Below are 882 nucleotides of genomic sequence, written 5' to 3'. Positions count from 1 at the left end.
CCGGCGCCCTACCACGCGGATACGCAGCGAAAGCAGCAGGCACAGCCCGCCCCAGACCATGCGCGTCCAGCGGATCTTGGCCGTGCCGGGCAGCAGCAGCAGCACCGCCTCGAACCCGACCGACAGGGGCACCCATACGGTAATGGCCGCAAGCCGCCCCACGCAGCGGGCGGTACGGGCATATTCACGCACCCGCCCCGAAGGCGCCACGGACATGGCGGCGATGGCCCGCGCCGCGTCCGATCCGGCTTCCGGTGCGATCACCTGCCGTGAGGCGCGCCGCGCGGGCAGCGAGGTAACAGGTGACGGAGAACGACGCCGGATGAAGCGGCGGATGAAATCGGCGATCATGCGCCTATCCATAGCCCGCCATCATGGCGCACGACAATATACACACAACCGACGGCGACCGGACGTGTCATACGCGCAACGCCCACAGCATCGCGCATTTCCCGATCCGTAACGTGACGCGTGGCGTCCCTACATGCGGGCCATGAGCCCCCGTTATTACTTACCGCCCCCGGGCGGGCTGCCTGCTGGACCGTGCCCGGATACAGGTCCATGCTATGGATTGCCCTTCAGGAGTTTTTTTTCATGCCCACATGCAGCCGTCGCGGCAGGTCCGTTGCCGTAACGACCGCCTCATCATCGGAACCGTCCTTGGATCCGGCCTGGGCGCCACCGTCGGGGCCATTCCGGCGCGGGCGGCGGATGATGCGCTGAATGTGCTGACATGGTGCGATCATGAAGACCCCGAACTGCTCACGCCCTTCGAGCAGGCCAACAATGTGCGCATCCACTTCAAGGATATTGACGGGACGGACGCCATTAGCGCCATCCTGCGCCAGTCTCAGGCGGGGGACTGGGATGTCGTCATCATGG

At 65.6% G+C, this 882-nt stretch carries 2 pseudogenes; one reads left to right on the top strand and one right to left on the bottom strand.

Features of this window, described 5'->3' with window-relative positions:
* Window positions 1-351: pseudogene (locus tag JCM25156_RS26170) on the bottom strand (lysophospholipid acyltransferase family protein); the annotation flags it as partial.
* A gap of 251 nt (window positions 352-602) precedes the next feature.
* Here JCM25156_RS26170 and JCM25156_RS26165 point away from each other — a divergent pair.
* Window positions 603-882 (top strand): annotated as a pseudogene (locus JCM25156_RS26165) (hypothetical protein); the annotation flags it as partial.

The organism is Komagataeibacter kakiaceti JCM 25156, assembly GCF_000613305.1.
The sequence above is the reverse complement of the archived record's forward strand: the minus strand, read 5'-3'. Positions and strand labels throughout refer to the sequence as shown.